We start from the raw sequence: 24,407 nt of genomic DNA on the forward strand, positions 1-24,407 counted from the left end.
CTCCGGCCTACGGAATGACGGCGAAGAGAGCGAGGTGGTCGCTCGTCGAGTAGATGTGTTCGTAGTTGTCCCAGTTGGTCAAGTTGTAGGCAATGTTGTAGTGAACGTAATTGGGAGCCGCGACGGGAGGGGCAGGAGGAAAGCCCACCGGATTTCGAAACTGGCTCGCCAGGCCGATCGTGCCCTCCGGGGCGTTGCCGGTAGGAGGATTGATCCTGTTGAGGGGCGAGCCGACGACCGGATTGATGACGGACATCTGGAAAGCGGCAGGGTTGGCGGCGTCGTAGGGCCGTACCAAGATGTTGTCGAGAGATGAAAGATTCGCCCCGCGCTGGCTGCCGAAATACCGGTAGCCGGGGTAATAGGAGAGATTGGCGTCGTCGGACCAAAGAAAGCGCGACGCTTTGGTCACCTGGCCTTGACGCAGGTGGGTCCCGAAGTAGGTGGTGTAGCCGTCGAGAGGATTCGGTGGTCCTCCGGCCGGTGGACGCAAGAGGTACTCATAGTCGTGCGCCGTCAACGCATCGTAGGCACCGGTGTAGTTCCCGTTCACATCGAGGAGCCGAACGTTGAAGTCGCCGCAGACCACCCGGGTCTCGGCCAGGTTCAGCGGGGAGACGACGTCGTAGACACTCGCCAGGTACGAGAGAAATACCTCCGGGTCCCCCGCCACTGCCGGTGAGTGAACACCGAAGAGGGTCAGGTCGCTCACATTGCCGCCGGCGACCTCGGTGAAGGTCACCATGTAGGGCGGGCGATACGGCCCAAAATTCAGATAGTTGTCACTCGGAACCCCACGGTCGTCTTCACGAAAGTCAGTGCGCGCGGCGACCGTGTTCTCGTCCAGCCGACCGTTGTAGAGAGCGCCCCGCGGGATCTCTCGAACCTGAGATCCCGGCGGTACGAGCATGGCGTTGAGATCCGGATAGCCGGCTCCCGCGCCGGGATAGGGCTGCGCCTGGGCCGCCGCCGTGGCCGGCGCAAGGGGCTCGATGGAGGCACCGGCGTAGCCGCCGGTCCAGACATTGGGGCCGGTGAAATAGCGGGTTACGCCGCCATCCGACACCCCCCGGTAGAGAACGGCGACGGTTTCGGGTTTGCTGCCGTTGCTCCGCCCGATCCTGAGGGGCGGTACGAGGCGCCAATCACCCCCCCGGAATGCTGGATCGCCACGCAGGAAGGTCAAGAGCCGGTTCGCTCCCAAGATGCCATCGGTGGGGGTCGCAAGGGCGTTGGGAAAGCTGTCTCCGGACGCCACCTCCACGATGACAATGATGTCCGGCATCGCCGCCCCGAAGACTCTCTGGATCAGTTCAAAACGATCCTCGGAGGCCTCCTGGTGGGTGATGCTCGTGCCGCGAGCTCTCTTGGTGGAAGGATCTTCGATCTTCAAAATACCGAAGGTGGACACGTTCCAGACCAGGATCCTCGTCATCGTCCAGCCTCCTGCGGCAGCTTCTTCAGGGCGGCTCTTTCCGCTTCCGGTGAGTCGACTCGCGCGAAGGCGAGCTGTTGATTGCACCCCGGGTTGTCCGTCGCCACGTAGGCGGCGTACCAGCCGAGACTGCCGGTATTGCTGGGATCGCCGAACAGGAAGAACTGAATGTTGGCGTCCGGCGGCAGCTTGACGATGCCGAAGATCTTGATCCCGATGTCGTCGAGGCGCAGGCAATAGAAGGAGTCGTCGGTCGGCGGACTGCCGGCCGTTTGGGGCACCGGCTGGCGCAATAGCGAGATCGACCCGATCGCCACCTTGAACACCCCCTCGATGCTGAACAGCTTGGCGCCCGGCGCCGCACCGGGCAGGCTGAGGCCCAGGAACACCGCCCGCTGGGAGTCCCCAGCAGCGGTCGAGGGCGCCCAGGCGAGGAGTAGGTTGGAAGTGAATCCAGCCGCCGAGGCGAGAGCTCCGGGCCCACCCAGGGTGACCTCGTACACCACGCCGAACCACTCGCCCTCGAGCTGCTTCAAATTCAGCTTCGAGGTCACCGGCAGGAATCCGTAGTCGGCGGGGGTCTTGTCGCCGGAGGCGTTGATGAAGCTTTTGAGCTCCAACCCGAAGCCGCGGAACAGGCTTTCGTCCCGGGCACTGCTGGAGTTGACGTCGTAGGCCATGTTGTCGGTGTCGAGGGCGAAGCGCTTGGCGTTGGGCGTGGCCAAGGGGAAAACCATCTCCAGCAGCAGGTTCGACACCGCCAGGCCGCTGCCGAGCTGCTCCGGCGGCGTATCCGGCGGGCTACCGAAGGAGAGGACGTCGAACATTCCGCCATCGCTCTCCGTCAGTTCGACGAAATCGAACGCCCCCCAGATCAAGAATCGGCTGGCGACGCTGGCGCCACCATCGCGCGGCCCGAGGGTGTTGAACTGGACCCGGCGGAAAGCCATCGCCGGCAACACGTTGCCGGCCAACGAGAACACCGTCGTCTGGGTTTGCTGGAAGACGTAGGAACCCTCGCCGTTCTGGTCGATGTAGCTGCCGTCGAGCACCACCCCCGTCGCCGGCTGCGGCATACTGTTGTTGAATGCCTTTGGCACGGTGGATCCGAACAGCCGATCCACCGTGAGCTGAACGTTGCTCTGGAACTTCACCAGCCTGGCATTCTCAAACAGCGACTGGAGCCGCAGCACCGTGAACTCGAAGTCATTGGACGTGGCGACGGGGATGGGGGTGTTGGGATCCACTCCCGCAGCGAGATTCGCACCGTAGGCCGGATCTTCGTAGTCCACCAGCCCGAAGAGGCTCGAAACCCCGTCCAGGGCAATCGCCCCGCTGGAGGGATCGACCTGCACCCGGCTGACCGTGAAGCCGAAGTGATGGGCCGTGAAGTTCGAGAAGTCGATTCCCGCCGCCAACCCTTGAATCTCCGGCGGAAGATCCTCTGCCCCGAGGTCCGACTTCAGGACAATGACGCCGTTCCACTCGGGATCCATGGCGATCTCGGCGAAGTTCTCGTAGAAGATGGCCGACCGCCCGTCGGCACGCGCTACACCTTCGGCAAGGTACGCCTGAAGCCACTGCGAGAGGCCGGTATATGCCAACGCCTCGATCTCGCCCGCATCGGCGACCAGCGAGAAGTCTTTGGGACTCGTCCAGCGGTTTGGGTTGGTCACCCGGTCCATCAGGCTGCCGTCGCAGAACTTCAGGATCATCACGTTGCGGTAGCTGGTCGCCGTGGCGCCCTGGCCCACTCGAGCGGTCATCGTCCAGTCCACGATGTTGACGACGTTCTCGAACACCGCGCCGGTGGCGGAGTCGTCGAAGGGCTGGTTGTTGACCGCCACCAGAAAGAGCTGGTTGGTCTGCAGGGCATCCTGCACCGTCCGCGTCGGCTGGTGGAAAGCGAAGGGCACCATTTCCCCCGCCCGATCTGTCGATTGAGCGAGGGTGACATCCAAATACGCCCCGGAGGCAGGGTCCACCTCGGCCAGCAGCCCTTGCGGCGTGGTGGCGTCGACAGAGGAGATCTGGGCGCGGAACCGCAGCGCATCGGCGCGCGCCTGCCAAGTCTCCACCGCTGCTTCGGAAATCGTCGTCTTGCGGGTGGCGGCGAGAATCTCGCTCTCGAACTGGGTGAGGGTGGTGCCCTCCACCCCTGGGTCGGTGGCGCCGGCATAGGGCACCATCGGGAAGCTGTGATCGTTCCCCTGCGGCAGCGGCAGGGACGGCGGCGTCGACTTCAGAACGGCAGTCTCACCCTGGCCGGTCTCGGGCATTCCATAGAGCGGGCTACCGGCCGGTTCGGCGCTGTAGGCCACCGCCGAACCGGCGCCTTGAACGGTCGCCCAGGAGGCCGCGTACTCACCGGTCAAGCGAGGAACCACCGCTCCGCTGGCCGGTTCGTTGATCGACACCGTATCGAACGGAAATACCGGTGCGTAGGCCGGTTGCGAGGGCAGGAAGTACAGCGTGACCTGTTCCCCTTCCTCGCCCTCCGGATCGTAGGTCACAAAGGTCAACCGCTCGGATCCGAAGATGCCGCAGAGAAGCGCCTGCCCAACACCCGCTTTCTCCCCTGCTACGCTCATCGCAAAACGTCCCGCGAGTCCAAAGTAGGCCACCCCCTTGCCGGGCGCCGTCGCGGTCGGCGACGAGGACGCCACGGATAGAGATCCCGCCGACCGGGCAGGTTCCGCAGCGCCCTCCTTGGTGCCGAGAGGCACCAGAGAAACGGCCTTGCCCTCTACCGAGGAGAACCAACTCGACAGCGCGGGCGCCCCGGTCAAGGCAAACCCCGTGCGCAGGAATCCCAACTCGAGGTCGGCCGTCGAAATCCGTGAATTCACCGGATCGCTCGGATCCACCGTGGCCAAGGAATTCACTACGGCGGGCAGCGAGGCCACATTGAAGGCCGGATAGTGAACCGGCTCTTCCAGGCTCACGCTCTGGTTGTTGACGACGTACTCGAAGCCCGCCTCGAGTCCCTGCTCCGGAGAGAAGGTGATGGACGGCTTGATCTCGGCGGAGAGCACGAACGAAGCGGCGTTGGCGCCACTGAGGGGGATGCGAGCGCTCTGCCGCCGGGCATCGCCCACGGAGATCCCCAGGTCGTCGCCACCTTTCTGATAGCCGATCAGCGGATTCGGTCCGGTCTGGGTCGTCACGACCAACGCTCCCTCCGCCACATCCACCGCAAAGTCGAGGTCCAAGGTCACGAAGAAATTCAGGTTCGTTCCAAGGGCGGCATTGAGGTTCGATCGCACCTTGTACCCGTTGATGTCCTCACCGAACTGGAATCCGAAGTTGTCGATGTCTCCGAAGTACCCTTCACCGTCTTCGGGTTCAATGTTCTCGAGCCAAGCCACCAGCCGATTGAACCGGGTCACCCTTCTGACATAGTCGTTGGCCAGCTCTGCAAACTCGTCCGGGGCATGTTCGACGATGGAGGGGCGGTACACGGCGAAAAAGTAGGAGCCTGGAAATCTCTCCAGGGACGCTCCGACCTCGATCTCCGATGGGAGGTCGCTAGAGTTCGGCAGGACGTACCCGGCCCATCCCAACGAATCGGGAACTTGGATCTCATACAGCGGTATGTCCGCAGCGACCTGCTTGAATTCAAGCGGAGATCTCATACTTCGCTCCTACTGAGGGCTCCTTCGCTGATGGATGCGAGGTACTGCCAGACAGCGCACCTCTTCGAGCGCAAGGAAACCAGAGTGTCGACACTCGGCAGGAGGATTCAACCTCCTGCCGAGCACTGCCTCTATTGACCGGCGGAACCCTGCGGAAATGTTCCCAGAGACTTTCCGGTGAGGTTGTAGATGGTGTTGCCGTCCTTGATCTTGCCGCTGCACAGCACGTTGTACATTCCGCCGGAGAGTGCGTTGTAGGTCACGGTGAGACCCTTCATGAAGGTCACAACGCTGTTGCCGACGTCCGCGCCCAGTTCCGCCGGTCCCGACGACGACGTCACCGAAGGAGCCCAGTAGGTAATGGAGTTGTTGTATTGGAACTGTAATTGAGTCGTGTCGTTGACATCGCCGGAAGCCGTTGCCACAGAATCGGAGTTGGGGGTCAGAATCGTCCTGACCGTCTGACCGCCCTTGAAATCCTCTACGACTCGCCCCTCATCACTCAAGCCAGCGATCACTTCCCTTACGGTGTTTTCTATCGTTTCCCTCATGAGGCTATCTCCCTCCTAAACCTACGTTTTGATGTTGACTGCATACAAGAAAAATGCACCCTCTCCCGTTTGAAAAGGTTTTTTCATTGCCGCAAATAAGTCAAAAAGGACCGCAACAACAGATCTCAGACACCTGAAGTCAGAGGCGAGGGAGACCTGTCGTAGGCAGCGCAGGCGGAGGCCTAGCGCGACTCGAGAATTGCTCTTCGGCGAAGGGAACTAGCGAAACTTCGGAAACCAGTCCAAGCAGCATCCTCCCTCCCTAGGGGAAACACTATTGAACCAGGTGAAATACACCTTCAATCCACCAAGCGATGACATCTACAAAGCAAGGAGTTCAGATTTGCACAAAATCCATGAAGTGTCAAAATCTAAACAAAAGGTTTCATGTACCGAGAACCACCGCCGTTAGAGAATACCTACACTCGTCCACTGTCGACCCCAAAGCGAGCCGCGCCTCACTCGGAGTAGATCGCCAAGCGCTTCGCCTCGATGGTGTACTCGTCTCCCTGGGAGAGGATTCGCCCGGACAGGGTGACCTCGCAAAGTCCTTCGCCGAGACTGCGCCATTCGATGGCGAGGCCGCGAAGGACCGTCGCTTCACTGCCGCAGGAGAGGTCTTCGCCCAGAAGAGCGGAGCGGTTCGAGGCCGAGACCGAAGCCTCCAGACAACTCGAGCCGTCGCATTCGATCGATACGTCTATGCGAGGGGTCTCGCCCTCCACTCGATGGGTGACCGCCCGACAGCATGGGGTCAAGGGTGTAGAAACGCCTTCCGTCGGGCCTACGGAGTCGTCGGACGGGCGCTCCGCCGGATGCCACCGATCGAGCAGGGCCACCGAGAGAACCGACGATCCAAAACTTCCTAGCTGCTTGCCCGTGATTTGGTAGCTCGTGTAGTCGTCTACAATCTCGCCCGTCGCAGTGATCGAATAGGCGCCTCCAGCCTGCGAGAGAAAGTCCGTCGTCAGGCCCTTCTTGAAGGTCACAACCTCGTTGCCCCGGTCCTTGGAGTTGACCACCTGGGTATTCGCCGACGACAGGAGCACCGTCCAATAGATCGTCTTGCCAGCTCGAAAGTACACCCAGGTATCGTCGTTGACGTCTCCGGTCGCTCGACATTCGGAGGAACTGTCGGGGGTCAGCGGGGTGACCACCGTGTCGGCGGTCTTGGCGGCGTCTTCCATCGACTCGATACTAACGGTCGAGCTTTGCCCGGCATCGCAAGGAACGAAACCCTTCCTTGATCCCCATCCACCGAGCGTGATTAGATGACAAATCGGTTCTGAAAGATTTCTTGCGGTTCATGGTGTTCCGGTTTGGTTCGGTCTTGCTATTCGGTCAGGGCGGCGCCGATGTCGAAACGGTCAACGCCCGACCTCCCGGAAGCCGCGTCTCGCAGCTCGGCGGCCGACAGGCGCCGCCGGGCCGGATGCACCCACTGAGAGGTTTCGCTCTCGATGATGACCTTGTGGGCGTTGGCGATTGGCTTGGGCGCGGTGCTCGGAGCACCGCTCACCGCCGCCGCCCGCAGCCTCGCCCGGCGGTTCGGTCAGCTCGACCACCCAGGCGGGCATAAGCGCCATCGGCGGCCGATTCCGGTCGCCGGCGGTTCGGCAGTGTTCTGGACCGTCGCGCTTCTACTTCTCGCCCTCGAGGCCGCGAGCCGCCTGCTCCCGGGAAGCGTCCCGAACTTCCTGCGCCCGGCCTTCGGCCCTGAGCTTTCGACCCTGTTCGCCGGTGCGTTCTTGCTCCACCTGGTCGGGCTGGTGGACGACCGGGTGAGTTTGCGTCCGTGGCACAAACTCCTCCCTCAGGCGGTGGCCGCCCTGCCGATGGTCTGGGTCTTCGAGGTGCGCCTGCTGCCGCTGTGGCTCCCGTCCTGGGCCAGCATCGCCTTCTCTTTGCTGTGGTTTCTGGCGATCACCAATGCCTTCAATTTTCTGGACGGACTGGACGGACTCCTCGGCAGCGTCGGCACCATCTGCGCTCTGCTCTTGGGTCTCACCGCTGTCGCCGCCGGCCAAACCTCGACCGCTGTCCTCCTCGGCCTGCTGGCCGGCGCCCTGCTCGGCTTCCTGGTGTTCAACCTGCCGCCGGCTTCGATCTACATGGGGGACAGCGGTTCCCTGGTGGTCGGCTACCTGCTGGCCTACTGCTCGATCGACATCACCTACTCCGCCGCAGGCCCCACCGGAAACATCGAAGAGGCGCCCTGGTACGCCGTGTTCACCCCGTTGGCGATCCTGGCCATTCCGCTCTACGACCTGGTCACGGTGGTCGTTCTGCGTCTGCGAGCGTTCCGCAACCCCACCCGTGCCGATACCCGCCACTTCTCCCACCGGCTCCAGCGGCGCGGCATGAGGGTCGGCAAGGTGCTGGTGGTGATCAGTGCCTGCACCGTGGCGACGGGCCTCGGCGGACTGCTGCTGATCCGCCTGGAGGCCTGGCAGGCCATTCTCGTCACTTTCCAGACGCTGGTCATCCTTCTCGCCCTGGCCCTGCTCGAAAGTGCTCCCGGCGAAGCGCCCGTGACGCTCCCGGACGAGCCCTGGGAAGGAGAGGAGCCCACCGCCGGGGCAGCCGCCGTCACGACAACGGAACCACCCCGCCGCTATCCGCTGGCGCTGAGACTCCTGCGCAAGAGCCTCCTCCTCTTGCCCGAGCGCAGACGCTGGCAGTGGGCCGGCCTGGTGCCTTTTTCGGTCGCCGCGGCGGGCGCCGAGGCGGCGGGGGCGGCGGCGGTCTTCCTGTTGATCGCCTTGCTGAGCGAGCCGGCGCAGGCCGCCCGGTGGGAGGAACGCTGGCCGGCCCTCTCGGCCCTTCTGCCGAGCGGTACGGCGGCTCCCATCGCCTGGGGAGCCGCTCTCCTGGCGGGCTTCTACCTGGCCAAGAATGCCTTCCTGGGGCTGGTGATCTACCTGCAGAACCGCCTCTTCCAGCACACCGCCGCAGACCTGGCGCGTTCCCTTCTCACCCGCTACCTGTCGGCCCCCTACAGTTTTCACCTGAGGCGCAGTTCGGCGGAGTTGATCCACCGGGTGACGGAGGGCTGCCATCGGGTGGTGAATCTGGTGCTCGGAGCCACCGTCGCCGGCGTCACCGAGGCGCTGGTGGTGCTCGGTATTCTGGCGGTGCTGATCGCTACCTCGCCTTGGGCTACGCTCATCACCCTGGCCGCCCTGGGAAGCGTCATGGCGCTCCTGTTGCTCCTCCTGCGGCGTCGCTTCACCACCCTGGGCCGCCGTGAGATCGCCCTACGCAAAGAGGCCCTCGGCACCGTGCAAGACACCCTGGAGGGACTCAAGGAGATCCGCATCTTCGGCCGCGAGGGGCACTTCTTCGAGCTTTTCTCGCGCGACCAGCACTCGATCGCCCAAACGGTCACGCGCCTCCGGTTCCTCGAGCAACTGCCCCGTCTGGCGATCGAGTCGCTGTTCATCGGCGCCACCCTCGTCGCCGTGATGGTAGTGGCGGGCGGCGGAGAACGAGTTGGCGAGATGGTGCCCCTCCTCGGACTCTACGCCTATGCCGGCTTCCGCATCATCCCGTCTTTCAACCGGATGATCATGCACGCCAACAACTTCTGGTACGGCACCTCATCGGTGGACGATCTGGCGCAGGATTTGCTGCCAACTCCTTTCCCGGCGGCGCCAGAATCCGAAGGCGAGGAGATCCCCTTCCGCCACCACCTCGTGCTCGAGGAGGTCAGCTATGCCTACGATCGGGGACCGATCCTCGACCGGCTGAATCTCACCTTGGAGCATGGCGGCACCGTGGGAATTGTCGGTTCGACGGGCGGCGGCAAGAGCACCTTGGTCGACCTCCTCCTCGGCCTCCATGAGCCCTCCAGCGGTCGCATCCTGGCGGACGGCGTGAACATCCGACGCGGCCTCGCCTCCTGGCGCCGCAGGATCGGCTACGTCCCGCAGAAGATCTTCCTGCTCGACGACTCCTTGCGGCGCAACATCGCCTTCGCCGTGCAGGACGAGGCGATCGACCCGGAGAGACTCCGCCAGGCCCTCCGCCTCGCCGGCCTCGATCGGCTCGTCGAGGAGTTGCCGGAAGGTCTCGCCACGCGGCTCGGCGAGGGTGGGGTGCGCTTGTCCGGCGGCCAGCGCCAGCGGGTCGCCATCGCCCGGGCCCTCTACCCGGACCCGGAACTGCTGATCTTCGACGAAGCCACCTCGGCCCTCGACGGCCGAGCCGAGCAAGAATTGAACGCCGTGCTGCGAGAACTGCCGCGGGAAAAGACCACCTTGATCGTCGCCCATCGGGTTCGCACCATGCGCGGCTGTGAACGCCTGATCTTCCTCGATGGTGGCCGCATCGCCGGCGACGGGACCTTCGACGAGCTGCTGCGCCAGTGCGCCGCCTTCCGCGCCGTGGTGGGTTCACCGGAAGCCTCGCGATGAACCTCGAAGGGGTACGGATCAGCGTGGTGGTCCTGGGTGATCTCGGACGCAGCCCCCGCATGCGGTACCAGGCGCTCTCCCTCGCCGCCGAAGGCGCGGCCGTCGACCTCATCGGCTACCGGCAGAGCGCCTTGCCGCAAAGGCTGCAAGAAAACCCTCGCGTGACCGTCCATTCCCTGCCGGCGCCGCGCGCCATCGATCCCGGCCGCGGCCGGCGGATCTGGTGGGATGGACTCCTTCGCCTGGCCGGCCAGAGCCTGCGGCTGCTGCGACGGCTCCTCTTCGGGGCGCCGCGACCGCGCATCCTCCTGGTGCAGAACCCACCGTCCGTCCCCACCCTCGCCGTCGCCTGGCTCGCAGCTCGCCTGCGCGGCGCCCGGCTGGTAGTGGACTGGCACAACTTCGGAGCCACCCTGCTGGCCCTGAAACTCGGCGAGGGTCATCGCGCGGTTCGCGCCATGGCTCGCTACGAGCGATTCTTCGGGCGCCGGGCGGACGCCCACCTCTCGGTTTCCCGCGCAATGGCCGAGGAACTGGAAGAAAAGTGCGGCCTCTGCGACGTGCGGGTACTCTACGACCGCCCACCGGCCGTCTTTCAACCGGCGGCGCGGCATCGGCGGACCCATCTCCTCCGCCGCCTTGCGTTGATGGAGCAGGCGCCGGAGAGTTCCGGCATCGTCGTCAGCGCCACCAGTTGGACCCTGGATGAGGACTTTTCGCTGCTCATCGACGCCGTCCGGAGGATCGACCGCACCCTGTCGAAGCGCAGGCAACTCGCCTCAGCGGACGACCCGCCGAGCTTGGTCTTCGTCCTCACCGGCCGCGGTCCGCTCCGCTCGGCCTATGAAGCCGACTTCGCGAACCTCGATCTGCAGCACAGTCGAATCCTCACCCGCTGGCTCACGCCGGAGGACTACCCGCTGCTCCTCGCCGCGGCAGACCTCGGGCTGTGCCTCCACCGTTCGTCCTCGGGTCTCGATCTGCCGATGAAGGTCGCCGACATGCTGGGCTCCGGCCTGCCGGTTTGCGCCTTCGACTACGGGCCGGTGCTGGCGGAACAACTGCGAACCGGAGAGAACGGAGTGCTGTTCACCACCGGCGAGGAGCTGGCCGATCGAATCCTCCATCTGTTCGAGGGATTCCCCGGCCCGAATTCCGCCATCGCGCGGCTGCGAGAGGCCCTCCACAACCGCCCCGTCGAACGCTGGGACGACGGGTGGCGGCGAGACGCGCGCCGGACCTTCGAGGGTCTGTTGCGGTGACACGGGTTCTGATGGTCCATCCCTCCCTGCAACCGCCGGGCGGCGGCAACTGCGTCGCCGCCTGGGCTATCGAAGCCCTGCGCGAGCCCTACGACCTGACTCTGCTCGCTTGGCGCCAGCCCGATCTGGAGCCGGTCAACCGCTATTTCGGCACCTCCCTCCGGCCAGGCGACTTTCGTCTTCTTCGGGTGCCGGCTCCCCTGCGGCTGGCGGTGGACTCCCTACCCACGCCGTCGGCCCTGCTCGGCTGGGGCGTGATGACGCGCTATGCCCGCCGGTTGCTCCAGCGCGGGGAGTGGGACGTCGTCCTCAGCACCCAGAACGAGATGGACTTCGGCCGGCCCGGCATTCAATACATTCACTTCCCTACCTATTTCGAGCCCCGACCGGACTGTGACCATCGCTGGTACCACCGCGCCTTCCCGTTCTTGCTCAGCGGCTACCGACGGCTCAGCCACCGCCTTGCCAGCCATTCGGCCGACGGCATTCGGCGCAACCTGAGCCTAGTCAACTCCGACTGGACCGGCGGCAAGCTGCGCGAAATCTACGGCGTCGACTCGGTCACCGTACCGCCGCCGGTGCCGGGCACCTTTCTCCGACGCCCGTGGGAGGAGCGCGAGGACGGCTTCGTGTGTATCGGCCGGATCTCGCCGGAGAAAGAGGTCGTCAAGATGATCGAGATCCTCTCCCACGTGCGCCGCCGGGGCCGCGCCATCCGCTTCCACATCGTCGGCAGTCCCGACCACGACGCCTACACCCAACGGGTGCTCACCGCGGCCGAAGCGGAAGGCGACTGGATCGATCTTCACTTCGACCTGCCGCGGGACGAAATGCTCACCCTCCTGGCCGCAAGCCGCTACGGCATCCACGGCATGGGCAATGAGCACTTCGGCATCGCCGTCGCGGAGATGCAGCGAGCCGGCGCCATCGTCTTCGTGCCGGACGACGGCGGCCAGGTGGAGATCGTCGATGGCGATCCGCGGCTGGTCTACCGCAGCGTCGAGGAGGCGGTGGAAAAGATCGACCGGGTGCTAACGGAGCCCGACCTGCGCGGCGCGATTCTGCGGAACGTTGAAGAGCGCCGCGGGCGCTACTCCGCGGAGCGGTTCGTGGCGGATCTGCGCGGCGCGGTCGGTGATCTATCTGAAATGTCGAAATTTCAATAGTTTGACAACAACGATTTCAGGGTCTATGGTAGAGACATTCCTCAAAAACTTTTCGTCCAAGACGAATGGGAGGCGAGATGAATCTCGGCATGCCAAGGAGCTGGCGGCAATGGACGCTGTATCCGCTGCTCATTCTGTTGATTACGGCCTACGTTCACTTCGCCTGCACGACCGGCAACAACAAGCCGGACGTCGGCACCAACTCCATCGCCTACTATCAGCAGCAGTGCACCCAACCGATCGATCAGGTGGTGGTCGACTGTCCCGCCCTGCCGGACACTCTACCGACCTACAATTTCCAAACCGACACCCCGTCCGCCGCCGACTACGAGAGCTTCGCCTGGCGCAGCTTCATCGCTCTCAACTGGCCGGCGAGGATTCCGTCGAACCAGACCTCGCCGCAATTTGCCCGCGGCTTCCCGGACTACAACCAAACCTTCCTGGGCGCCGCCTACGACGACGTGGGCGTGTGGGAGAGCTGGCGGGAGAAGCGCGAGCTGTTCTTCTACGGCACCAATCTGAGCGCTCCACCCACTCCGAACCCACCCACGCCGCCGACCTGGAACGGCCCTACGGACTATGGCAACAACGCCTACGTTCCACCGATCGTGACCTGTCCCGGATCCAACGTGACGCCCGACGATTTCCACCGCACCCTCGGCGCCGTCACCAAGGCCAACAGCCTCGACGAAGCGTTGGAGGTTCCCTCCCAGGCCAATCCCAACGCCAGCGTCACCGGCGCAGTGGCCGGCGCGGCGGTGGAGCCGCAAGTCTTCGAGACCGTCAACGGCAATCTCCAGAGCCTGCTGTTCGAGGTCAAGCTGAACTACGACTACTACACCTACACCCGCATCGAGGGCCTGTTCCAAGACTCCGTCGCCACCCCCCTCGCCGCCGCCAACGGCATGCCCGGCGTGCCGACCATCAATTTCCCCTGCCGCGGTTTCCGCGACGCTTCCAGCAACCAGTGCGCCTCGTACTTCGACCAGGCGCTGAATCCCACGGCGCCCAACTATCGAGTGGAAGAGTGCGTGGCGGAGAACGCTAACTTGAGCGACCATCCCTGCGTCTCCGGCACCATCCAGACCAAGTCCGGCTGGAAACTGCTGACCCAGGCCGAGATCAACTCGCAGGACTTCCACACCACCGAAGCCATCTACTACCTCTCGAACGACAACGTGCCCGGCGGAATCTGTCTGGAGACCGGCACCTTCGGTCTGATCGGCTTCCACATCATCCAGAAGACCGTCGGCCAGCCCTACTACCTGTACGCCACCTGGGAACACGACGATAACGAAACCGCCGGGTTCTCCTACTCCAACTTCTTCTTGGGCGGCGTCGTTCCCAGCGGCCAGAACGTCTCGGCCGGCTACTACCCGCCGCTCAACGGCAGTCTCATTCCGGTCAAGCGGGAAGCCGGTCGCATCCTCTCCGGCACCCAAACCACCAATCAGAACTTCCACAACGCCTTCGGCTGCTCTGGAGCGAATCCCCCAGTGTGGTGCAACTATCGCCTGATCGGCACCCAGTTCATCCCCCTCGACGCGCGCCCGGGCTGTGACCAGAACCCGACCTCGACGAACTGCAACACTCCGTTCGAGGACTTCGGGCAGCCCTTCTACCTGGCGAACCTGGTGGTCGAGACGAACTGGGGCCTGCAGAACTTCCAGGGTACGCCGCCGGGCATCGCGAACGTGAATATCCCGGCAGCGTTTACCCCCACCGACGGCTACCAGCACGGCCGGAACGGCTCCCGGGCCAACTATGTTGCCAACAACGCCATCACCTTCAATCGCAGCCTGTACAACGCCGGGTATCACCGCATGGCGAGCCAGCCGAATCCGGCGAATCAACCCCTGGCCTACGGCGCGGTCTTCAACATGGGTGGCTGCATGGGCTGCCATGGGGTTTCGCAGTCCGCCGGCTACGACTTCAGCTTCGTGCTCAAGCGAGGCCAATCGGGGTCCAAACCGGAAACCGCCAACGGCTTCGGTGGGGAGTAGAGCGACATGAAGACCTTCAAGATCCTGAGCCAGATCGCCCTCGCGGGCCTGATCACCGCCGCCGTCGTCGTCTCCTCCCAGGGCGACGGGACGACCGCCGGTTCGATCGCCCCTTGCGGCAACCTGAACGACACCTTCAGCACCGGAACGGACAACTGGACCAACCGCTACAGCACCTTCCATCCGCTCGGCTTCGCGCCGGCGCAGGAAAGCGACGCCAGCGGCGATTACCTGTTGATCCAGAGCCGCATTCCCAGCGCTCAGCAGGGCACCCTGGTCACCACGTTCCAAAACATCGTCACTCCCTACACCCCGAAGCTCGGGGTGTTCAACAGCGAGCAGTGGAAGTGCAACGCCTCGCAGGTCAGCGCCGTCCAGGTCGACGTGCAGAACCCCACCAACATGCCGTTGAATCTGACCTTCATCCTGCAGAACGGCTTCACCCAAGGGCCGCGCCCGGACCTGACGTCGGGTTTTTTCAACAGCAGCAGCCCACTACGCCTCAACATCTCGCAGTACGGCGCGAAGCCTCAGGTTGTGCAGCCGGGCACCGGCAATCCGGTGACCCTGACCTTCAGCTTGGACCCGAGCAACATGGTCCAGATCGACGGCGCCCCGATGTCCTACCCGCAGGTCCGCAACAACGTCTCCAAGGTCTTCATTCGCCAGACCAACAGCAGCACCCTCGAACCGTCTTCTCTCAACGCCAGCCTCAAGATCTACGGGGTGCGGACTCAGTAGGACGCATGGAGACGGCCTGTCGCCCAGTCCGTCTCCCCGGGCGAGTACTCGAGGACCCGAATCTGCGGCACGACCTGCGGCCCGAGGGCTTCGGCGCTCGGGAACTGGTAGACCTGCCGCAGGCGGTCGAGGGCTTCGAGCGGCAGGCAGGGGTAGTGCGGATCGCGCCCGACCAGCCGGTAGCGGTCGTCCTGGTGCTCCGCGAGGAAACTCATCGCCTGCTCGTAGGTCTCGAACGGATGGATCTCCGTCAGTACTTTCTGCTGTTCACCCTTCGGGTTCGGGCGCTCTTCGAAGGCGACGATGAAGGAACTGTGCTGCGTCTCGATGGCGTCGCCGGCGAAGTGATGGAGGCGCACCGCCATGGTTTGGTAGAAGGCCGGATAGAAGGCGTACACCGGCGACAACTCGCCTTCCGGGCCCGGCAACCAGACAATCTCGTAGAACCGTGACCGATCCTCCCCGGACCAGGGCACCATGGCATCGAACAGGCCATAGGAGCCGCCGCCGGGATCGAGCCAGAGGGCGAGGTCGAAGTTTGCGATCACGTAGCGGGCGCCCACCTCGTCGAGGATTCCCATGGCGGTCGCTTCGTCCGTCGCCAGATAGAAGCGCGCCGCCGTCCGCGCTCCGGCCTGGGTCGGATTCGCCACCGGCACCCGCCGGCCGATGCGGGTGATCCAGTAGCCATAGTCCCACCAGGCCATCACGCCGTAGCCATCGGCGGGGAGGTTTTCTTCCGTCGCCGGCGCGAGATAGGCCGACGCCTCGCCGAAGGGTTCCGGCGTTTTCTCCCGCATCCAGGAGAGCGCCGCCCACCACTCGTACCCCGGACCGCGCGGCGAACGGGCAATCTCGATCACCGGCTGCAGGGTCGGCAGAAACGCCGCCAGGGCGACCGCCAGGGCGCCGGCCGCGCGCAGGACGCGATGTTTCCTCCGGCCCCCAGCTTGGCCCATCGGCCCTAGCCCGACCTTCTCACCAACTTCGTCGCGAGAGGGCGCAGGCGCCTGTAGCTGCAAGGAATTTGGTTCTCGAAGCGACGCAGGCGTACTCGAAGTACGTCGAGGAGTGGAGAGGCCAAAAGACGCCGCAGATGCAGGCGCATCCGACCTCGCAGCAGAAGGCTGGTGAGAAGGTCGGGCTAGGATGACGCTGCATAGCCCACCGATCAGCAGGCACAGATTGACGTCCAGGTAGTAGCCGAAGCGGTTCTGGCCGAGGGTGGCGGCGAACATCGCGAGGCTCCAGACCGGCAGCAGCAGATCGCCGACCTGCTCCTCCCCCTTTCCTCGCCGCAACACCCGCCAGATCAGAACCACCCAACCCACCAGACCGAGGGCGAAGGCCGCCCGGTACTGCCTCCACACCTCTTCAAGGGGTTTCTCGGCGCCGCCGAGGAGCGGCTGGGCCTCGGAGACCGTCCGCCCGACATCGGACGGCAGGAAACGGCCGATGCTGACCAGGATCTTCGACGCCACCGCCGGCTGGAAGCCGACCAGGATCCACCAGGCACCGGCCAGGGCAAAGACCGCCAATATTGAGAAGGCGGCCCGCGGACGCCGGAAGCGTCGCGCCCATGAAGCGAGCCCGGCCAGGGCGCAGGGCACCCCCGCCAGACCGGCCAAGGCCGCCAGATGGAGCCCCACTCCCGGGAGTACCCGGACGAAGGGCACCAGCACGACCCCGGCGGTCACCGCCATCGGCACCGCCAGCCAAATCAGAGGAGCCACCGGCCGGTCGCGATACAAGTCGCAGATCATCTGCAGGACGAACCACAGGACGAGCACCGCCACGAACAGCGAACCGCTCCCCCAGGCGAGGAGATATCCACCGAGGGCGAGGCCCGCCAGGGCCGCGACGCCGTGCGCCGGTCGCCGCCCGTCTCGAGTGCCCTCCAACGCCAGCAGCACCAACCACACGGTCAGGGTGCTGAGCAATGCCTCCATCACGTGGTGATCGACGAACCCCAGGATCGAGCGCAGCAGAAACTGCCCCGGCTGAACGGCGAGGAGCCCCGCCGCGAAAAGGCCCGCTCGGCGATCCAGCAAACGCCGCCCGATGCCGTAGACCGGCAGCACCGTCAGAGCGCCGAGGACCGGCGGCGTCCAGGCAGCCACCGTTTCCACCAGCCGCTCCGACGGTGCCCCGAATCCGATCACCCAGGCGATTCCGGCAATCAGCAGATCGAGAAGCGGCGCCACGGACACCGCCTGCCCGCCCGGATGAAGGGCGTAGGGATCGAAGGTCAGGCGGTGCGGGAAATTCGCCACCAGGTGATCGATCAGTCGCATGTGGTACCAAGCGTCGTTGCCCTGAAAGGCCACCGCCGGCCCGCCGAAGACATTCGAAAAGGCCGGATACACCCGCACCAGAATCGCCGTGTAGACGATCACCAGCAGCCAGCCCACATCGCGACGACCGCGACCGGGCAGGCGAGGTGACAGAGCGCCAGGAGGGACTGCTCTACTCATCGAATGATTACGAGTTTAGCCGATCGCCGGAAGAGCTCCCGGCGTCATCGCGATGAGGCCACCAGGTCTCAGCGGGCGAAGAACTCGGCGAGGAGGGCGCCAACGTCTTCGGGCCGCTCCTCCTGCAGGAAGTGACCGCAATCCTGGAGGGCGGTGACCTCCGTCTGGGGGAGATCTTTCTTCACCCGTTCCATGGTGCGAGCCACATCCGGCAGCACGCGATCGCGGGCGCCGTAGACGACGCGCACCGGACAGTCGAATTCCGGCAACTTCCGAGCGATGCTCACGAAGCCTTTGGGACTGAGCCCACGGCCGGTCTTGGCGAGGGCGGTGCGCGCATCCGGAGATCGGAACGGCGCCTGGACTTGCTCGATCACTTCCGGCGCCAATCTGCGGCGATCTCGCACCCCGACCTGCATCGTCTTCTTCAAGGCCCAGGGGCTGGTGGCCATCCGCCGCAGACCCGGCAGGCTCACGGCCAGAACAAACGCCTTCACCGCCCAGGAAGCCTCGGGGTAGACCAGGGTGTTGAGGAGCGCGAGGGACTGCACCCGCTCGCGGTGAGCCGTCGCCCAGAACAGGCCGACGGGGCCACCGAGATCGTGCACCGCCAGGCTGAGGCGATCGATCTCCAGGGCATCCAAGAATTCCGTCAACACCCGCTCGAAGAATCGAAAACTGTAGCTCGCATCGAGCGGTTTGTCGGAGCGCCCGAAGCCAGGCAGGTCGAGAGCGATCACCCGGTGAGAGGCGGCGATCGGCGGCATCACGTTGCGCCACAGGTACGACGACGTGGGCCAGCCGTGGAGCAGCAGAACCGGCTCGCCTTCCCCGGCCTGGGTGAAGTGAAGGCGAAGACCGGACACCTCTACGAAGTCGCTGGTGATTTCCGAGGTCATGCTCTTTCTCCTCGCTCGAGTCCCAAGGTCAAACGTCGCCCTTCTGCGCCGCATCGATCAGATCGAAGATATTGCCGAAGGGATCCGTCACCGAGGAGCAGCGACCGCCCCATGCATGCACCTCAATGACCGTAGCTTTGCCGCCAAACTCCCGGATCCGGGCCACCGCTCCGTCCAGATCTTCGGTCTCGATGAACAATCCGGAATGCCCGCTCCCATAGTAGGGCTCCAGCCACTCGTACACCTTGAGCATCATCCCGCCCAAGTCATAGTTGGTGAAACAGTGCGGCTCCCCCACGAACTCCCGCAGGATCGGCAGCCCCACCGCCTCCTCGTAGAAGCATTTGCTCGCCGAGTAGTCCGAGGCGGGGAAGGAGGTGAAGAGCGCTTTCATGATGGAGGCACGCTACCACTTCGCTTTTGGTAGGGTTCGGCAGCATCCCACAGAGTCCAAAAGGAGCCGCCATGACGACGATGACCGACAGCCGCACCATCCAAGCGCCGCAGAAGCTGGTGTTTCGGACTGTCTCCGAGATCGACCATTTCTCGCAGGCCGTGCCCCACATCACCGAGGTCGAGTTCCTCACCGAAGAGCGTTCCGGCGTCGGAACCCGCTTTCGGGAGACCCGCTTGATGAAAGGCCGGGAGGCGACGACGGAACTCGAGGTGGCGGAGTACCAGCCGCCAGAGCGGGTGCGGATGGTGGCCGACAGCCACGGCACCGTGTGGGACTCGGTTTTCACGGTACACCCCGAAGGCGACTCGGCGTCGGTTCTCACCCTGACCATGGAAGGGCGGCCACACAAGCTGCTGGCGCGCATCGTCAACCCGCTGATCGCCGGCGCCGTGAAGCGAGCACTCGCCGACGACATGGACGCCGTCAAGGCCTATTGCGAGGAGCAGGCCAAGGCAACCTGACCCCCTCTGCCACCGCCTTCCATCACTCCGAAGGCGGGGACTTGACCTCTCGATCCACCCGCCACTAAACCCCCCAGGCGCGGCCGAACACCTACATCTGTAGTTGAAAAGTGGTGCGTGCCGGGCCGCGCGCCGCCGGAGCGCGGATCTACGTCAACGGCGTGCCGGCCGGCACCCGCGCGGTCCCGGTCCCCGAGACCGCGGGTGCGAGTCACTCGACCTGGACCCCCGGCGCCCGGCACCTCAACAGCTCGCCGGCGGACCAGCATTCCGTCGGCGAGATCGACGACGTCAAGGTCTACAACCGGGCGTTGAGCGAAGTGGAGATACGCCGAGCGGCGGGACTCTGCTCATAACCCTTTCCGCGGGATGAAGGTCGATCGGGCCGGCGGAGCCCTCCGCCGGCCCTTCTTTTTCAGGTGCAGGATTCCGGCGGTGGCGTTCCCAAGGTCAGCGCATGCCGCTCAGTTCGATGCGCAGCAGTCTCCTGCCTCGCCGTCCCGTGACGGATCGAGCGGAGGGAGATCCACTCTTCAGTAGGGAACGACCGTCGGAGAGCGAAAAGCCTCAATTCACCTCGGGAGTCGTCAACGCCGCGATCCGCCGCCGGGCCAGCTCGTGAGTCGACATGCCAGTCGGACTCTCAGGCGGCTCGACGCGGTGATAGAAACGGAGGGCCGCTTCGTTCAGGCCGTAGGCTTCGGCGATACGCCCAAAGCAGTACCAGTCTTTTGTCTCCACCTCGATGCTCTGACGGCTGGCGAGGGTTTGCAGCATCACCCGGTACGCTTCCTGCGGCCGGTCCAACGAGGCAAACACCGTCGCCACGGTGTGCAAGACAGCGGGGCTGGGTGCCGCCTCATCGTCCATCGCCTGCAGCGCCAGATTGAGGGCCTCTTCCGAAACCGGTTCGACGAACAACTCGGCCCAGGCGGCATTGTTGTAGATGAGGCCATCGGCTTTGTCCAAGCTTTCGAGTGCTCTTACGGACTCCTGAACGGCGGCCCGATCGCCCCGTCCGACGGCCACGGATTGCAACATGAGCCATCCCAATGCCTTCATGTCGGAACTCTCGAGATAGGGCCGGGCCAGACGCTCCAGGCTGTCCCAGTCGCCTTTCATCAGATGCACCTCCGCCAATCCCGCGACGCCGGATTCGGAGCTTGGAAAGCGCTCGACCAAGGATTCAAATAGTTCCTGTGCTGAATCGAATCGATCCGTGGAGAGATAGCCGGTGGCCAGCGTCAGATCGGCCATCGCTTTTTGGTCCGGCGCCAACTCCGCTTTGCGGAGCGGTTCCGCCGCCGACACCGTCGATTCCCAATCGCCGGTAGAGGCATAGGTCACGGCAGCGCCGAGTCGTAGGACTTCCGGCGAGCGCTCCTCGGCGGAGGGAAAGAATGTCAGAAGAGCATCAGCCTGGAGAGGATCTTCGGACACGGAGACATCCTCGAAAAGCTCGCCGATCAAGGCGAGCCAGTGCGCCCCTTCTTCCAACCGATCCTCGGCGAGGAGATCGAGGACCAGGTCCGCCACCGGACTCAGCGACGTCAAGGTCGCAATGATTCTCGGCCCCTCGGGACCGAACTTCGCAAAGTAGACCAATGACGTAGAGAAACCGAAACGGCTGTTCGTCACGGTCACGCGAGCCCCTCGCTTTTCGTCTCCTTCTACGGCGAGATCCCAAGAGGCGATGGCCAGATCGACGAACGCCTCCTGCCGCATACTCTCAGGAACCTTGGTTCCCGCGTACTCGCCCTTGAAGGCATCCTCCACACCCGTCGGGCCGGCTTCGTCCAGGTGCTCCAGCAGTCTCCGATGGAGTAGAGGACGAAGGCTCTCAACATCCACTTCGGGTACGTAGATCGCCGCCAGTAGCTGCTGCGACAGCACCTCGATCGTCGTCGGCGCCCCGGTCAGAGCCAGCGGCTCCATCTTGCCGACAATGCGCGCCTGGTTCAGGACGGTGGTCGGGTCTCCGACTCCCGCCGCCGCCCGCGCCAACACCCGTGACGCTTCCGGATATTGCCGCGCGCCGAGAAGCCGATTCGCGGCGTCGGACACCAATTGGGTGAATTCCTCTTGATTGCGCGTCAACTGCTCCGCTTTGGCAAGGGCCGCATCGGCCCCTTCGGTGACGGCCAAAGCGGAAACCAGAAGGGAGTTACGTGCCGGATCTTCGGCAACGTCGACCGCCTCAGCCACCACTTCTTCGAATCGATCCAAGGCAAACAGGGCCGACAACAGATTGACGTCGAGGGCGTTGTCGAAGTCCTCTCGATAGGCCCGATGGGCTGCAACGGCCTCTTCGAGAGGCGCCGACGACGAATACCGGTGCCCCGCGTCGTCGTAGTCGAAAAGAATCGCGTGGATCTGGCGGATCCACTGATTCTCCGGGTCCAGCTCCGCCGCCCGCGCCATGGATTGCCGCGCCGCAGGCACATCGGCTCCAGGCCCGAACAGGCGGCCGATCTCGTCATACTGATACACCTCACCACGAGCGCGCAGAGCGAGGGACGATTCCGGATCCAGTCTCACCGCTTCATCGGCGACTCGACGGGCCTCGGCTCCCATCCCCAAGCCCACCAGCACCCGTGCGAAGCGCGCGCGATTGACGGCGTCTTTCGGATCCTGCCGCAGCAACTCTTGAAAGCTCGCAACGGCCTCCAGGGTACGACCCGCCGCCAGGCTCGCGATGGCGGAGTGATCGAAGTACACGATGTCCGCCTCCTCGCCGACATCGGCGATCTGGGAGCGCAAGCTCTCGAACTCGTCTCCGCTGAGGACTCGCTCCCCGACCCGCAGGGAATACACCGCCTCAAGACCCGTCGGGGTCGCTTGAAACACTTTTCGGAAGTGCCCTCCCTTCCAGAGAATCTCCTCCGTCGCCGGCACTTCCCGCACCACCATCCCCGTCGGAGCCCGCAGATCGAACTTCACTTCGGTCGAGAAGGGCACCCCGAAATCGAAGTCTTCGGTTCGCGGCTCGTCGTCCTCCGGGCGGGGCGTGAGCAGGCTGTCCGGCAGATCGGAAAGCACTTCGATCGGCAGGATCGCGTACAGCGCATCGTCGATCGCGGTCACCCCGCGGCCGACCTTGCGAGCCGACAATTCCGTCCGGAACGGCACCGACAGATCGTCGGCCGAGGAGACCTCCACCTCGCCGAGTTCCTCGGCCAGATAGCGCGACTCGGTGACCGATTCGTAGACTTCCCGCAGTTGGTCGTCCGTCAAAGACTGCAAGTTGGCTCGTATCGCTCCTTCCTGTGCGCCGCCATAGGTGCTGACTTCGGTGAGAGAAGCGGGCCCCTGAGACCCTAGCTGCACCCGCACCTCCATCCGCACCGTGTTCTGGTCCGCCGTACTGGAGGGAGTCCGCACCAGTTCCGTGGTGGATTCGCTAGCGATCAGCGCCCATCGCCCCTGATCCTGAGCAGGCAGCTCACCGGCCCGGCTGAAGGGATCCGTCGGGTCAATCCACAGATCGTCCTCCGGCAGATAGACGATCGCGTGGTTCATCTGCCCAAGGCCCGGCAGATCAGGATCGAGGTCAGCGCCCAATGAGGCCCGAAGCAGGGCCACCTGCGCGGCGATGCCCTCGCGCCTCAATAGGGACACCAGGAGGGTGGACTTGTCTTTGCAATCGCCATAGCTTCTCGCCAGGGTCGTTTCGGGCGACACCGGCACGATCGCCGCGGCACCGAGCTCGAGTCCGGTGTAGCGCACCTGGTCATGGGTCCATTCGAGGATCTGCTCGATCTTCTCCTGCCGGGTCGCACCCTTTTCAACCCCGACCCGGCGCGGCAGATTCTGCTCCTGCAGGCGCGATTCGACCAGCTCGCTGTAGGCCATCGCCACCGCCTGCCAGCTCGGAGCGGTCGTCAGCCCCAGATACGACCAGCGCGACAATTCCGGGGGCAGACCGGAGACCGGGCTCTCCGATCGCGGCAGGTCGAAGGCCTCGAACCGATAGCGGATCACACCATCGTCCTGCGCCTTCTCCGGCTTCAGGTCTTCCCACTTGCGCACCACGAAGGAGAGCGCCAAATCCTCAGGATGTTCCACCTGAGTGCGGAAGAAGTGGATCGGTCCAGAGGAGGACTGGAGGTAGCTCAGATGAACCGTTCCGGCCGAGAAGAACGGTTCCAGGTCCGACAGCACCCGAACGCCCTCGACAATCGATCCCACCCTCACCGCCGGCAGAGGGGCCTCGACCACCCGCCGATCTTCGAAAATGTCCACTGACTCCGAGGCGATCGGACGCTCCGAGAGAGTGGTGGTATCGAGTGGACTTTCGGTCCCTTCCGGAGCGATCACACGATAGCCAAATTCCGGTCGAGCCTGATGCCACGGAGAGTAGGACAGCCGAGCCGTTGCGTAGCGGTCTAACCCTTCCTCGGTAAGAATCTTGAAAATGGTGTGCCGAGTCAGGGTCAGGCGACCCATGTGGTCGAAGCTATACGTTTTCTGCGAGGTTAGGAACTGAACGTCCGCCTCTTCCGGTTCTGGAAGGGCCGCAAAAGCCTGGAGCACCTCGTCCACCCCGGCCTCCAACGGAGGCCGATCCCAGAGGGCGACCGCCTCTTGGCAGAGAGCGGCAGCCGGCGAGAGAGCCACGGCGACGCAGGAAAGGGCAAAGAGTGCATTTCGCATAAGGGGATTCCCGGTTGAGGTCTTCTATGAAAATCGACGGAAGTTGCCGGTCCAGTCTCGCAAAACGGGAGTCCCGACGGAACCCATTCGGTTTAGATGCAAAGGGCCGGAGTTTCTTCACCATAATTCAGAACCAAGGAACCATCCAAGGTGTCCACGCGCGAACCGGCCGGCCCTTCACTGATTCCGGTATCGTGGGTCTATCAATGAGGAGAAGCCCAGAGCGCAAGACAGCGAACGGTACCTCATGGGTTA

15 protein-coding genes are annotated in these 24,407 nt (G+C 64.3%); 7 read left to right on the forward strand and 8 right to left on the reverse strand.

The annotated features are described in order from the left end of the window. Positions 1-7: 7 nt before the first annotated feature. The 4 genes from AAF481_12105 to AAF481_12120 all read right to left on the reverse strand — a co-directional run bounded on the left by AAF481_12105 (position 8) and on the right by AAF481_12120 (position 6,808). On the reverse strand, positions 8-1,435 hold the full coding sequence (locus AAF481_12105) for a hypothetical protein (protein ID MEM7481908.1): 1,428 nt from the start codon (positions 1,433-1,435) through the stop codon (positions 8-10). Continuing rightward, positions 1,432-5,070: a hypothetical protein gene (locus AAF481_12110; GenBank protein ID MEM7481909.1), complete on the reverse strand. Its 3,639-nt coding sequence runs from the start codon at positions 5,068-5,070 to the stop codon at positions 1,432-1,434. Before AAF481_12110 ends, AAF481_12105 begins: the two co-directional genes overlap by 4 nt. Before the next feature lie 131 nt (positions 5,071-5,201). Then, the gene (locus AAF481_12115) at positions 5,202-5,621 is read right to left on the reverse strand and encodes a hypothetical protein (protein MEM7481910.1); all 420 of its coding nucleotides are present in this window, start codon (positions 5,619-5,621) and stop codon (positions 5,202-5,204) included. 458 nt (positions 5,622-6,079) lie between these two features. After that, positions 6,080-6,808, reverse strand: coding sequence for a hypothetical protein (locus tag AAF481_12120; protein MEM7481911.1), 729 nt, complete (start codon positions 6,806-6,808; stop codon positions 6,080-6,082). Between the two features lie 273 nt (positions 6,809-7,081). Here AAF481_12120 and AAF481_12125 point away from each other — a divergent pair, with 273 nt between their 5' ends. The 5 genes from AAF481_12125 to AAF481_12145 all read left to right on the forward strand — a co-directional run bounded on the left by AAF481_12125 (position 7,082) and on the right by AAF481_12145 (position 15,208). Next, the gene (locus AAF481_12125) at positions 7,082-10,036 is read left to right on the forward strand and encodes an ATP-binding cassette domain-containing protein (GenBank protein ID MEM7481912.1); all 2,955 of its coding nucleotides are present in this window, start codon (positions 7,082-7,084) and stop codon (positions 10,034-10,036) included. Next, positions 10,033-11,298, forward strand: a complete 1,266-nt coding sequence (locus AAF481_12130) for a glycosyltransferase (protein ID MEM7481913.1) — start codon at positions 10,033-10,035, stop codon at positions 11,296-11,298. Before AAF481_12125 ends, AAF481_12130 begins: the two co-directional genes overlap by 4 nt. After that, positions 11,295-12,464, forward strand: coding sequence for a glycosyltransferase (locus AAF481_12135; GenBank protein ID MEM7481914.1), 1,170 nt, complete (start codon positions 11,295-11,297; stop codon positions 12,462-12,464). Before AAF481_12130 ends, AAF481_12135 begins: the two co-directional genes overlap by 4 nt. A gap of 77 nt (positions 12,465-12,541) precedes the next feature. Beyond that, a complete protein-coding gene (locus AAF481_12140) occupies positions 12,542-14,467 on the forward strand; it encodes a hypothetical protein (GenBank protein MEM7481915.1) in 1,926 nt (641 codons plus the stop codon). Positions 14,468-14,473: 6 nt separating this feature from the next. Continuing rightward, complete coding sequence (locus AAF481_12145) at positions 14,474-15,208, forward strand: hypothetical protein (GenBank protein ID MEM7481916.1); 735 nt, start codon at positions 14,474-14,476, stop codon at positions 15,206-15,208. Here the strand turns inward: AAF481_12145 and AAF481_12150 are convergent. The 3 genes from AAF481_12150 to AAF481_12160 all read right to left on the reverse strand — a co-directional run bounded on the left by AAF481_12150 (position 15,202) and on the right by AAF481_12160 (position 18,975). Beyond that, on the reverse strand, positions 15,202-17,682 hold the full coding sequence (locus AAF481_12150; GenBank protein MEM7481917.1) for an oligosaccharyl transferase, archaeosortase A system-associated: 2,481 nt from the start codon (positions 17,680-17,682) through the stop codon (positions 15,202-15,204). The two genes, AAF481_12145 and AAF481_12150, sit on opposite strands and share 7 nt — an antisense overlap. 68 nt (positions 17,683-17,750) lie before the next feature. Further along, positions 17,751-18,581: an alpha/beta fold hydrolase gene (locus tag AAF481_12155; GenBank protein ID MEM7481918.1), complete on the reverse strand. Its 831-nt coding sequence runs from the start codon at positions 18,579-18,581 to the stop codon at positions 17,751-17,753. Between the two features lie 28 nt (positions 18,582-18,609). After that, on the reverse strand, positions 18,610-18,975 hold the full coding sequence (locus AAF481_12160) for a VOC family protein (protein MEM7481919.1): 366 nt from the start codon (positions 18,973-18,975) through the stop codon (positions 18,610-18,612). Positions 18,976-19,046: 71 nt separating this feature from the next. Between AAF481_12160 and AAF481_12165 the strand changes: the two genes are divergently transcribed. Further along, a complete protein-coding gene (locus AAF481_12165) occupies positions 19,047-19,499 on the forward strand; it encodes an SRPBCC family protein (GenBank protein ID MEM7481920.1) in 453 nt (150 codons plus the stop codon). Positions 19,500-19,609: 110 nt separating this feature from the next. Next, on the forward strand, positions 19,610-19,855 hold the full coding sequence (locus AAF481_12170; GenBank protein ID MEM7481921.1) for a LamG-like jellyroll fold domain-containing protein: 246 nt from the start codon (positions 19,610-19,612) through the stop codon (positions 19,853-19,855). Between the two features lie 211 nt (positions 19,856-20,066). Here the strand turns inward: AAF481_12170 and AAF481_12175 are convergent, their stop codons facing one another. After that, entirely contained in the window at positions 20,067-24,152 is a 4,086-nt protein-coding gene (locus tag AAF481_12175) for a DUF3857 domain-containing protein (GenBank protein MEM7481922.1), read from the reverse strand. Positions 24,153-24,407 lie beyond the last annotated feature (255 nt).

It is taken from the genome of Acidobacteriota bacterium (assembly GCA_039030395.1).
Lineage (GTDB): Bacteria > Acidobacteriota > Thermoanaerobaculia > Multivoradales > JBCCEF01 > JBCCEF01.